The sequence below is a fragment of the Ercella succinigenes genome (genome assembly GCF_900002895.1).
In genome coordinates this window covers 195,456-207,732 of sequence record NZ_CDHP01000040.1, presented here as the reverse complement: position 1 = coordinate 207,732, position 12,277 = coordinate 195,456, and the positions used below count along the sequence as shown (strand labels likewise).

10 protein-coding genes are annotated in these 12,277 nt (G+C 36.9%); 6 read left to right on the top strand and 4 right to left on the bottom strand.

What is annotated here, in order from left to right:
• Positions 1-31: 31 nt before the first annotated feature.
• The 3 genes from AC0KSB_RS09625 to AC0KSB_RS09615 form a co-directional block, all read right to left on the bottom strand.
• Positions 32-556: a D-lyxose/D-mannose family sugar isomerase gene (locus tag AC0KSB_RS09625; protein ID WP_472308679.1), complete on the bottom strand. Its 525-nt coding sequence runs from the start codon at positions 554-556 to the stop codon at positions 32-34.
• Positions 557-717: 161 nt separating this feature from the next.
• A complete protein-coding gene (locus AC0KSB_RS09620; protein WP_472308677.1) occupies positions 718-1,326 on the bottom strand; it encodes a hypothetical protein in 609 nt (202 codons plus the stop codon).
• A 141-nt stretch (positions 1,327-1,467) separates the two neighbouring features.
• Positions 1,468-2,547 (bottom strand): potassium channel family protein, encoded by a 1,080-nt coding sequence (locus tag AC0KSB_RS09615; RefSeq protein ID WP_472308675.1) that lies wholly within the window; start codon positions 2,545-2,547, stop codon positions 1,468-1,470.
• A gap of 210 nt (positions 2,548-2,757) precedes the next feature.
• Between AC0KSB_RS09615 and AC0KSB_RS09610 the strand changes: the two genes are divergently transcribed.
• The 6 genes from AC0KSB_RS09610 to AC0KSB_RS09585 all read left to right on the top strand — a co-directional run bounded on the left by AC0KSB_RS09610 (position 2,758) and on the right by AC0KSB_RS09585 (position 10,892).
• Entirely contained in the window at positions 2,758-3,009 is a 252-nt protein-coding gene (locus tag AC0KSB_RS09610; RefSeq protein WP_472308673.1) for a FeoA family protein, read from the top strand.
• Position 3,010: 1 nt separating this feature from the next.
• The gene (locus AC0KSB_RS09605) at positions 3,011-4,786 is read left to right on the top strand and encodes a FeoB small GTPase domain-containing protein (protein ID WP_472308671.1); all 1,776 of its coding nucleotides are present in this window, start codon (positions 3,011-3,013) and stop codon (positions 4,784-4,786) included.
• Positions 4,787-4,973: 187 nt separating this feature from the next.
• Complete coding sequence (locus AC0KSB_RS09600; RefSeq protein ID WP_472308669.1) at positions 4,974-5,597, top strand: class I SAM-dependent methyltransferase; 624 nt, start codon at positions 4,974-4,976, stop codon at positions 5,595-5,597.
• Positions 5,518-7,092, top strand: a complete 1,575-nt coding sequence (locus tag AC0KSB_RS09595) for a flippase-like domain-containing protein (protein WP_472308667.1) — start codon at positions 5,518-5,520, stop codon at positions 7,090-7,092. The genes AC0KSB_RS09600 and AC0KSB_RS09595 overlap by 80 nt, the downstream gene beginning before the upstream one ends.
• 179 nt (positions 7,093-7,271) lie before the next feature.
• On the top strand, positions 7,272-8,744 hold the full coding sequence (locus AC0KSB_RS09590) for a hypothetical protein (RefSeq protein WP_472308665.1): 1,473 nt from the start codon (positions 7,272-7,274) through the stop codon (positions 8,742-8,744).
• A 120-nt stretch (positions 8,745-8,864) separates the two neighbouring features.
• The gene (locus AC0KSB_RS09585; protein ID WP_472308663.1) at positions 8,865-10,892 is read left to right on the top strand and encodes an HD-GYP domain-containing protein; all 2,028 of its coding nucleotides are present in this window, start codon (positions 8,865-8,867) and stop codon (positions 10,890-10,892) included.
• Positions 10,893-10,897: 5 nt separating this feature from the next.
• Here the strand turns inward: AC0KSB_RS09585 and AC0KSB_RS09580 are convergent, their stop codons facing one another.
• Complete coding sequence (locus AC0KSB_RS09580) at positions 10,898-11,995, bottom strand: HD-GYP domain-containing protein (protein WP_472308661.1); 1,098 nt, start codon at positions 11,993-11,995, stop codon at positions 10,898-10,900.
• Positions 11,996-12,277: the final 282 nt, after the last annotated feature.

Sequence of the window (12,277 nt, the reverse complement as noted above, 5' to 3'; positions counted from 1 at the left end):
CGCTATTTATTTCTTGTTACAATCGCGATATTTATCTAATAATGTCGGGGTCTGTGAAGATATCTTTGTCATCTCTGCTGGTTGTTGAGAATTCTGACACAATAGCGCCTTCGGGACCACCTTGGAACCAATGTTTTGTGTTTGGCATCAAAGTATATTGTTCACCTGGCTTTAAGACAATTTCATGCCAGACTGTGTAATTTTTCTCTCTACCTTTCGGAGGAGTGGCTTTCGGATTTGCAGTCGCTTCACCTTCCACATATAAATATACTTCTCCTGCTCTACAGCGGAAAGTTTCCTCTTTACCATCTGTATCTCCGATATCAGGATGACGGTGCTCAGGACAAGTCATACCGGGCAGTAAAACCAACTCCTTGGCACAAACTTTTGCCGTATTCACATATGTAATCAGAATTAAGCCGGTTTGTTCTATTTCATTTAGTCCAAAATCTGCGAATTCCAGATTATTTTTTTCATCTTCTGTAAGAATAATTTTCGCTTGATTAAAGTATTCCATTGCCTTCTGACGATAGAAGTCTTTTTGTGTATTATCCATTTTCAATTCTCCTTATTTTGAAATTACTTTCCCATGGTTTAAGATTAGCATGTTTTTGCAAATTCGTAAATACTCTTTACAAAATAAGAGGATTGAACAACAATGGTGAAAAAGCCTTAATTAGAAGGTTTCTGAGAATTTTTTCAACTCAGCAATTTTTGTTAACCAAAATTAGCTCCGCAAGTAGGGCAGGAAGAGGGTGAAACCGTACCTAGACTTGTATTGCAATTGGGACATTTGTATGTTTGCTGATAATGTCCTGAACCTCCTGAAGATTGTGTTTGTTCAAAGCCGGCTCCAGCCAAAGCACCTATAATTAAAAGAATCAACTTTATGAAAAGTGTAATAATTAAGTACACTATTACAAGTACTGCAGCAGGAAAAGTGATCGCCACTGCGGCAAGCGATTTAAGCGGTTTTTTTGTTCTTATAAGCAAATATATGTAGGAAAGTATAATCGAGGGTACACAATACAGCAAAATTTGTATAACAGCCTCTTGCCAAGGTAGTTCAACCTCTCCGTACAAACCCAGCGGGTCAATCCATGCACCGCTGGAAAGCCAAGGTATAATAAAAACAATGATGATAGGAAGCATCATAGAGATTAAAGGGATTTTTTTAAGAGAAACTCCATGATCTTCTTCCATTGATTCAGAAAAAACCTCAAAAAAAGCATAATATGCTATGCAGCTAATAACAACTAATATTTGAGGCCAGTAGTTTTTGATAAATTCAAGAATAACCTTTAAAATATTTACAACTGTTTCCAATATCAACTCCACCTTTCAAAGAACCAACCAAATTAATTGGAAGATCTCTTTCAGGCTTAAGAATATAATGATATTGTTTCAGTTAATATAGAAATGATTCACACATTTATGTCAAATATTAAGAAAGATCAATTGAAAAATTTAACTTTTTCGTATGCTTTTTGCTATTTCTTTTAGAGTTTTTATTTGGTCTGTACTTCCTAGAACAATCATTGAATCTCCTTGTTCAAGAAGTTCTTCCGGTCCGGGATTAAAAATCATGGATTTATCGTTCAGAGATTTTTTCACATACTCAGAATCTACTTTTTCATTTGAATTAATTTTTTGACCGGTCTTTGCTTTCTTTATGGATAATATTATCAGTCCTGTTTTTTCTGAAATTTTTGCATCTTTTATTTTAATGTTTTCAAGATCGCTGTTTTTCTCTATTGCTACTTCTTCCAGATTCAAAATATCTTCCCCTGCATAAGTAACAACATCTAGAAAAGAGAAAATAGATGGTTTGGTCATCATAGTTGCCATTCTTCTGCCACCAATCGCATTTGGCGAAACAGTTCTGTTTGCACCTGCCATAGTTAGTTTTTCGTGTGCATGTGGCTCTATTGCTCTTGAGACTATATAAATATCCTTATTTAAATACCGGGCTGTTAGAACAACATATATGTTATCGGCATCTGAAGTCAAAGCGGTTACCAAACCCTTTGCTCTAGCAATCTGAGCTTGTTTAAGAACAGCTTCATGGGTTGCTTCTCCATGTATCGCGAGCATGCCTTTCTCTCTTAGTTCTTTTACTTTTTCTTCTCTATTGTCAATTATTACAAAAGGCTCTCCGGCTAATTCAAACTGTATTGCTACATTCTGACCTGTTTCTCCTGCGCCACAGACAATGTAATGGTCTTTAAGGGCATCTATTTTATTCTCCATGCGTCTTATCCTCCAGGCTATTTTGAATTGATTTCCTGTCACAAATTCTACAATATTTGTCAGAGTATATCCCACAAGAGCAACTCCTCCAAAAATTATAAAAACAGAAATTAGTTTAGCAGCGTTATTCATATCGGCAACTTCTTTGTAACCAACTGTAAAGATCGTTATTATTGTAATATATAAAGCATCAAGAAAATTTATTTGCAGCAAAATAGAATAGCCAATGATACCTGTCAGAACAAGCAGAGCAAAAAACATCAGAGCGCGGGTCAGGTGATTATGATTAGTTTGCACTCTTTTATACCTCCCTCTTTTGCACGAATTAATTCTACCATTTATAGGATTAAACTAGAATAGCTGCATATTTAGCTTTTTATATGTGGATTTGTCTACTTGACAGAAAAAGCTCTGTTAGCCTATACTAACTTAGATGTAAACTACAGTAAACAATACTGTTTATTACTTAAATACACAAAGATATTTGCCGAAAGGGTGATCTGATAAATGGAGAAAAAGTCAAAAATATTGCCATCTGATGTAAGCAATCTATATGAGGCTCCTGCTGAAAGAATGTACGAAATTTCCGAAATGCCTGATACGGGTTTGCTTGAAAGTCTCGGAGTCAGACTTAAAGCATATGTTTATAAAAAATATGCTTATTCTTTTGGCGGACCTGTTTTGGTAACCATTGATGATAGCAAAATAGCAATTGGTAAAGATGTGGCCAGAAAGATCTGTGTCAGGGAGGTATACTGATATGTCTTCCTGTCACGACCTTAAACTTGATCGTAAAGATCTGGAAGGCAAAGATATCATTCTTTTGATGGGGAACCCTAATGTCGGCAAAAGTGTCTTCTTTTCCAGAATGACAGGCATACACGTAGTCAGCTCCAACTTCGCCGGCACTACGGTTTCTTATACAGAAGGCAATCTGAAACTCGGAGATCATAACTATACCCTTATCGATGTTCCCGGAACATATTCCATGAACCCGACTTCAGAGGCAGAAGCTGTTGCCACGACTTTTATGAGTTGTGGTGCTAAGGCAGTTTTATGTGTTCTTGATGCTTCAAATCTCCGGCGCAATCTCAAACTTGCATTAGAAATAAAACAGTTTGGTGTACCTGTTGTTTTCACCCTTAATTTGACAGATGTCGCAAGACGTCATGGTATTGTTATAGACGAAAAACTTCTTTCTGAAGAACTGGACGCCCCGGTTATACCAACAGTTGCCGTTAAAGGTGATGGTCTTGACGAGGTTCTTATAGAGCTCGAAAATGTTATTGAAAAAAACAGTGGTGAAGTTTATTCCGGTCAGCCGGAAATTGAATCTAAAGCAAACATTTTCTGGGAACAGTCAAAAGAAATTGCTGATAAAGCAACCAAAAGAGCCAGTGATGGAGAAAGACTAAGCCGTCTTGATCGTCTTGGCGAAAAAATGATGAGGCCATGGCCAGGTATACCCATAGCCGTGCTCGTGATTATTGTTTCTTTAGGAATCATAGTCGGCGGTGGTAAAGCTTTGAGATCTGTTGCTTTATTGCCACTTGTTAATCAGATAATAGTACCTTTTTTCAGAAATCTATTTACAAGCTTTCTGTCTGAAGGAATTTTATTGAATATTCTTGTTGGTGAATATGGCATCTTCGTTATAAGCTTTGAATGGATTCTGGCTTTGATTTTGCCATATGTTTTTCTATTCTATGTTGTATTTTCTTTTTTAGAGGATTCTGGTTATCTACCTCGCATCAGCATTCTTTTTGACAATGTGATGCGCAAGATTGGAATTCAGGGAGGCAGTCTTATCACTTTGTCTATGGGACTGGGCTGTGCTGTACCTGCAATTATAGGCACAAGAAATGCAACAACTCATAAGGAAAGATTAATTGTAACGACTATGGTCTGTTTTGCAGTTCCTTGCATTTCACAGACGGGAGCTTTGATCAGTTTGCTGGGAAGTCATTCCTGGTGGCTGCTTGCCCTAATGCTTCTTCTAGGCCTTGTAATTCTCGTTTGTACAGCCTTGATAACAAATAAAATACTTAAAGGCAAAGTAGACCCTCTTATTATAGAAGTGCCTAATCTGCTGATACCCGAACGTGGAGCATATGGCAAAAAACTCTGGATTAGAATGAGGCATTTTCTATACGAAGCCGAATTACCCATGATGCTTTCTATACTTATAGCAGCCTTGTTCAAAGAAAGTGGTCTTCTGGATTGGTTGGCAATTCGTCTTGAACCGTTTATGAGTGGTTGGCTTGGCATGCCCAAGGAAGCAGTTATAGGTCTTGTGCTGGGAATTGTAAGACGCGAAATGGCTGCCGCTCCTTTATTAGCACTAGATTTAACCGGACTGCAGATTTTTGTAGGAGCTACTGTAGCTTTATTATATTTGCCTTGCTTATCAGTTTTTGGTGTGCTGGCAAAAGAGTTTAAAACCAGAACGGCTGTTATTATAAGCCTTGCAACAACAGGCACAGCTTTTCTCATCGGAGGCCTGATTAATCAGGTTGGTCAGCTTTTTATTCGCTGATATATAAGAATTTAAGCCTTGACTATATGTTTTAACAATATGATCAAGGCTGATTTTTATTATCAAGGTTAGCCGCAGCTAATTCGCACCAACATATGTGTAGCTGATTATCAAAAGTATTAATAGATTAAAACAGATTCAAGTTAGCTAAAGCTAATACCAATACTAAAGCAGAGGGGGATTATTCGTGCTTAAGCTGGTTTCACTGACTCAGACCATTGAACAAATGGCTTGTCGCAGTAAATTAATTTATAGATTATCTAAAGTTTATTATAAAAGCATCATCGAACGGGAAATAGCTCTTGCCGGAATAAGCAGCAATGACCATGTTCTTTGCATAGGTGGTGGGCCATGCCCTTTTAGCGGAATTATGATACATGAACTTACCGGAGCCGAAGTAACAATTATTGATTGTGACAGCAAGTGCACAAATTTTGCTAAAAATATAATTAATCATCTCGGTTTTTCTGATCATATCAAGGTAGTTTGCAAGAATGGTTGTGATTTAAATGATTTACCCTTTACCATTATCCACCTTGCAGCACAGCTATCCCCGTTGAATAGAATTTTTACCCGCATTAAAGAAAACAGTAAAGCAGGCACAAAAATACTTGTGAGATTGCCTAGACACAAATATCAAAGATTGTATAGCCCTGTGGAGGACAGTTTATTTGCTCATTGTCCTCGCACTCTGCATAACACAAGCAAGAATCTGGAGAGTACAGCACTTTATGTCAAAACAATTACTGCTAAAATTGTCAGGTCTGATACTGACAGTCGTACTGTTTGCAATTCTTTTAAAGCAGTTTGATTATCAGGCTTTTGTTTTAAATGTTAATCAGACAGGGCTAAAAGGGCTGCTGGCTGTTTTGTTTTTGCAGTTTATTTCCCAAACCCTGATTTACCTGCAGTGGTTCTGGGTATCCAGACATCAGGGTTGTAAAGTACGTTTCGGAACAATGGTCAGAATAAATCTGCAAGGAACTTTAACTGAGTCAATCACACCGGGTGCAAAACTTGGTGGTGAGGTTGTGCGGGTCTGGCTGCTGCAAAAACTCGGACATTGTTCTTCTGCCCAGGCAGTTTCAATTGTCACTGCTCAAAAGCTTTTCAGCATGAGCGCTTTTGTTCTGATAAATCTTTTTTCATGGCTTTATCTTGCCCGACAGTTTGAAGGCCTCGGATCTGGATATCTATCTTATCTTGTAGTTCCGATTCTTATTGCTCTGATTTTACTCATGCTATTTGCAATGTTCAAACCTGGCTTGTTAAGAAAACTGTTTTACAAAGAAAAATCAAAAGACACGAAGGTTGGTAAATTTTTTAACTCCAGTCTTGCAAATTTAGAAAAAATGTCAGCAGATAGAAAATTTCTTGTAAGACAATTTCTTTTGTCTATTTTAATCTGGCTTATGTATCCGATAAAAATGATCGCCTTGCTGCACTTTATGCTGCCACAGGTAAAAATAAGTCTTATATTGATTACTGCTATTACATTTATTGCGTATATGGTCGCAATGTTGCCTCTTTTCCCAGGAGGACTGGGCGGTTTTGAAGCAACAATGACTAGTCTGCTTGTTGTTGCAGGCCTTTCGGCAGCGCAATCGGCAGCTGCGGCAATGATGTTTCGTTTTGTCACTTTCTGGGTGCTGGTTCTAGTTGGCCTTATTGCTTATCTTTGCTGTAAAGCAACAGATTTTGTTAAGCTAAAATCATTTATTCCTAATTTTCTTACTCTGATCAATCTGTTTATTGGTCTTGTTGTTATTGGTTCTTTATTTTATGACTCTGTTAATTTTTCAATGAGAGGCGCTGCCTTTTTAATTTTGTTAGCCGCTGCCATTGACGGTGTTGATGGCAAAGTAGCCAGAAAGCTAAATTCAGTTTCTGAACTGGGAGGCTATCTGGACTCCTTTGCAGATCTGATCTCATTTTGTGTTGCTCCTGCAGCGCTTATAGCCAGTACACAATTTTTCCAAAATCGCCCTCTGCTAGGACTTTTGCTTTGTATTTATCCGATAGCAGGGGCTTACCGTCTAGCCAGATATCATGTTCTTAAATCTGCTGATTCCTTCACAGGAGTTCCTGTTACTGTTTCTGGTGCAATTATTGCTTTATATATTGTTATAATTGATTCTTTTGGCCTTTTTTCATCTACAAATACATATGAGTTTCTTGCTGACACAATTACCACATTTGCCAGTATATTACCTCTTATTCTTCACGGCTTTTTGCCAATTTTCTTAACAGTTATTCTTTCAGGTCTTATGGTTTGTCGACTTCATATTAAAAGACCGGGCGTTTAACATTGATTGTGCCAACTCTTAGTACTAGCTGTTCTAGCTTATATTTTTAATATAGAATATAATATCTCTGTATCGTTTTTTGTTACAGGGCATAGTTATGCTGTTAAAGTAGCAAATTAATTGCTGTCGAAGCAGTTTGCTTTCTGCTGATTTCTAAGAGAGAGGAGATTTGTGTGCATATGGCTAACAAGGCAATCATGTATAAAAGATTATTTCTATTAATAGCTGTTATTCTTGTAATGATATTTGCCGTAACAACGCTGGCAGGCTGCAACTCCTTAAGCAAAGGCTGGGAAAATATTCAGCAAATATGGCGTGGTGAAACCACTGGTTCTGATCAAACAGATACTCCTTCATTAACAGAAGATCCCCAGACTACGGCTCCTGATGACACAGACGAGACAATACCAACTACCGAACCTCCGCAAGGAGAAGAGTTTGTAAGAATTTCTAAAATGCTTGATCCGTTGCTATGGGTTGTTGGTGAACAGCTTTATTATATAGATCTTAACAACAATACTTTACACCACCGGTATGATCTTACAGACAAAAGCCAGGGGGAAGGTTTAGTTGCTCCCACAATAGATGAATTACTATTGGAAGATGTAACCGCAATTATTGGTTTTTCAGAAAAGCGTATTTTCTGCCTTTCTGAAGCGATGACCGATACTGATGGCAATCTTGTTTATGATGTTATCGCCGTAGATTATGAAGGCCACAAAAGTGAAACTGTTCTACATAATATCAACAATGGTACTGTCCTTGATGATGAATGGATACTCGCTTCCAGATTTAATCAGCCTATGGAAATTGTAGTAATTGATCTAAAAAATGAGGAAGAACATATAATTTTTACTGATGATGGTAATTTATATCCTGGAATGGATGATCCTGATTATGCTATAGGTTGTTCGTTCCATAAAATGAACGACGGAACCAGGATTGAGATCGCATATCCTGGTTATTCTGAATATCCTTTCGTTCGATATTTGCTTATGCGTGAAGGAGAAATAGCAGAAGATAGTAAGCTTGCGCCCTGGCAGGATAATCTGGGAGAGAACATGTATGATAACGGCATGTATCACGCTTTGCAGAGGGTAAAGACTTATGATGATCTGGTTTTATATGAGCAAATAAAAGGTGACGGTACAACACTTCTGGTATATGATCACCCAGACCAGTATTTTGAAATCATAAATAGCGACGAATATTATTTAATTGATTTTTTCTACCATCGTGGCAAAGTTCAGGCTCAGGTTTTCTGGCCATTTGCCAGTGGTGAGCAGTCCACGGAACAGATTATGATCTATGATCCACAAGCAGGAGATCAGATCAAATCAGTCGCTCATCCTTATGATAGTTTGCATCAATACCAGGATAAGCTTGTTGGTATGAAAGTTAAGGAAACTAATCAAACAAATGTAAATAACGTCGAAGGTAGAATAGCTATAGATTTGCTGGATGCAGATGGTAAAGCAGAAATTACCCTTTTGGATCAAGAGATAAAAACAGGATCCTATTATGGCAATCTTCACTATAAGGTCTGGCTGGCAGGACATGATCTGGTAATTTATTATGAGAGTTATGAGCCGGAGACCGGACAGATTAGATCGACTAGCTATGAATGGCTGTTTATTAATCTTGCAAGCTGATTGAACTTTAGTTTTGAAAATATCCTATATGCTTTTGCGTAGAAATAGATTAATTATTTTGCCAAAAGCACTCCTGTATCTATTGCAATTATAGAAATGACAAAAAAGGAGATTATGGTTTTGAATGAGTCAAATTTAGAGAGCAATTTAAGCACTTTATTTCTTAAGGCTATCAAAAAAAGATTGGTACTTATTATTTTGGCCGCCTTTTTGGCTACAGTTTTTTTAATAAGTACATATAGAGTTTCTTTCATAAATGAACAGAAAAAAGGTCTGTTACTACATCCTTTTACCAGACAGCAGGTTTTATCTCAGCAAATAGTAAGAGATAGTGTGGAATTATGGTATCTTCTTGATCGCAATTTTAATGAGGAGTTTGATGATTTTGAAATCAGAAATCTTCATACTCTGGAAAAATCCTTGGGAAACTCAATGGATGAATATGAAAATATAATGATTGCACTAGAAAGCGGGAAAATCAAAATCGATGCCGAAATTGTTGATTTAAACCGTATTTATAGTAACCCTGCCTTGATAATGCTGCATCACAGACAGCTCTGGAATAAATTTCAAATAAATGTTCAGTCCTTGCTTGATGTATCAGCCACTTACGAATCTGCAAATTTTATCGATGAACGTGATAAAGGATTCAGCGCTTTCTTACAAATAAAAACTAATGGAACTCTACTTTTAACCGATAGCGAATTGATGTCATCTCAGATTAGGGATCAACTAGCAGAAAGCACACAGGCTAATCTGCTTTTTTCCTTTTTCATGATAGGTCTAAGTTTTTTCACTATTATTTTGGGAATAATGTTATTAAAAAGAATTATTATCACTCCTCTGGCTCAAGTATATAAGGAATTTTCGATTTCAGGCTTAGTATCTGTAAGCCAAAAGTTTGATCAAAGCGATTTGAAAAAAAATAGCGGGAATTATACTGCCGATAAAGAAGTAAAAAAACTCACCAAAGAAATCAGTTTGACTTTTGATCGAATGAGAGAAATAATTCACTTGATCGAAAATATTAATCGTTCTGTTTCCTTTAATGAAACTTTGCGATATATTTTTACTACTTTTTCAAATTATATCCCTTATGATTTTATAAGTGTTGGACTTTACAGGCGCGAGGGCGAAAAAACTGATTTGGTATATACTGCTTCCGATGGTTCATTTAGTGCTTTAGAAGATATATTAAAATCAATATGGGCCGATGCGCAAGGTTTCCTCCACGACTTTTTGAACAAACCTGATGATATGTATATTCTCAATAATCTTTTTTTAGCTGTAAAAACTTTACCTGACGGAGATATGCTTGATCCTATTCAGCAGCAAGGGATTAATTCTTTGGTTGCAATACCTTTATTTCTGCATGATACAGCCATGGGGGTTGTATTCTTTGCTTCCAGAAAAATTGACTCTTATGCTTCATCTCATGTAGTTTTTCTAAAAACGATTTCCAGCAGTATTGCTATAAGCATAGATAAGCATATACTTGTAGACCGTCTGGTTTACAGTAATGTTCTTTCTATCACCAAACTCACAGAAGCAAGGGATGCAGATACCGGAACTCACCTTGACAGTATGACGGCATATGCGGTAGAGCTTGCTGTCTGGCTTAAAGATTCCGGTATATACGTAGAAGAGATAAATACCGATTTCATTAATCAGCTTGAAAGATTCTGTCCCTTGCATGATATAGGCAAGGTAGGAGAAAAAGATGGCATTTTGCTAAAACCGGGAAAATTGAGCAATGAAGAACGTATAGAAATGCAAAAGCATCCCCTATACGGAGCTGAGGTCTTAAAATCAGTCGAACACTGGTTATCCGATACTGGTCGTAATTTTTTCAATATGGCTATCGAGATTGTAATGTATCATCATGAACACTGGGATGGTAAAGGTTATCCGACAGGAGCAAAAGGACAAGAAATTCCTCTTTCTGCCCGTATTGCTATGATAGCAGATGTGTTCGATGCCTTAACATCTGAGCGCCCCTATAAACCGGCTTACAGTTTTGATGTAGCCATTGCTATAATGCAGCAGGAGCGTGGCACCATGTTTGAACCGCTGTTGCTGGACGAATTTCTGAGAGATACCGATAGATTGTACGAGTGCTACAGTAGATTCCCGCATGATTTTGATTGAAAATTCTATCTGTCCAGATTGCCGATAACTGTTATATCGAATTTATCTCTATCCTTAAACAAATCCAGGTCATAAGGAACAAAGGCAATATCTTCAGGTAATTCTTTTGTTTGATGGCGTATTATACGTACAATAGGCCGCAGGCTTGCTTCATAATAATTTTTAACAACAATACCTACCCAACCATTTGATAGTTGAACAGTCGATCCGGGAGAATATGGCATTATACATGATAGAAAAACGCGCGTTAAAACAGGGTCAAAAGCTTTGTTGGATTCTGCCATTATATACTCAATAGCATCCGATGGAGGCACCGCAGGTCTATATGGCCTGTCTGAGGTCAAAGCGTCAAAAACATCCACCAGTGAAATAATTTTAGCAAACTGTGAGATGTCTTTGGATTTTTTGCCTTCTGGATATCCTTTGCCGTCAACTCTTTCATGATGTTCAAGAACTGCTCTTAAACATTCAGACGAAAAACTGTTATATCCCATTCTAAGGTATTCAAATCCTCTGCTGCTGTGGCTTTTCATTTCTTCAAATTCGTAATCAGAAAGTAAACCGGCTTTATTAAGAATGTTTTTATTTATAAATACCTTACCTATGTCATGAAGCATGGCAGCCATTCCTAAATGATGTATTCTGGATGGAGCCATTTTCATTCGTGTTGCCATGAGGATAGATAAAACCCCTACATTTACACAATGATAATATGTATAGTCATCAAAGATTTTGAGATCCAGTAGATTTACATTAGTATCTTTATTATCAATTACTGTTTTGACTATGTCTTCCACTGTTTTATGCAGCATCTGCATCTTTGCTTTTATATTCCCTTGATTATTATTTATACAGCTAAAAAGATCTTTTACAGCACGAACAGAATTTGCACGCTGAGTTTCAGAAATAATATCAACAAATTCTATACCTTCGGAGTAATCATCTTCTATATATATTCCGGCAAACCCTAATTCGCGAATACGATAAATATAAGTCTGATGTATAACCGCTCCTTTATTCAGCAGCAGCTCACCGTTTTTGCCAAGAATTTTTTTTGCACAAATCATACCTCTTCTCAGGCAGCCTGAAGGTACAAATCTCATTCGAAATCTCCTTAAAGGGTCAGTTTCTGTAAACTTATTTGTTCCATCTATGCATTTTTATGCACTTTGTAAAATTATAGCATAGTAGGTGTTATCCTTATATTACTGTTATATTAGCAATATATTGCTGTATAACCACGCGACATCAATTGTCATGACATCATTTTAACAAAACCGGCAGTTTTGCTCTGCCGGATCGTTAATAAATAACAAATAAATTTTGCGAAAAGATTAATTTTTTTGCATAATTAGACCAATGCAAATAAAACTTTTATCTAAAAA